We start from the raw sequence: 318 nt of genomic DNA, 5'->3' as shown, positions 1-318 counted from the left end.
TTTTCTAGCACATGTTTTAATAACGACATCACTTTTATGCTTTATTTTTAAAAGCTTTTTAACAATATGGATGCACTCAGTAAAATTTTTGATGATATTCACCTGAATCATTCGGAATATCTTTATTTGCAAGCTCAAGGGAACTGGGCATTTCAAAGCATTGCACAAGATGCTGTCGCCATACCACTGTGGAAGTAAGGACTTAATATACCATTCTGTAGGAACAGTCACAAATAGCCCTACAAAAAACAAAACCATAATGAGCAAAATAACATATGCCCAAATCATGCTAGTCAAAGCCTCTAATGCCACAGGCCA

Annotated in this window: 1 pseudogene; it reads right to left on the bottom strand. The window is 35.5% G+C overall.

Annotated elements, in window-relative coordinates:
• Positions 1 to 318: pseudogene (locus AVJ19_RS22650) on the bottom strand (hypothetical protein); the annotation flags it as partial.

Origin of the sequence: Acinetobacter sp. CFCC 10889, from assembly GCF_003268395.1 — a bacterium.
Taxonomy (GTDB): Bacteria; Pseudomonadota; Gammaproteobacteria; order Pseudomonadales; family Moraxellaceae; genus Acinetobacter.
This window is presented reverse-complemented; position numbering and strand designations above follow the sequence as displayed.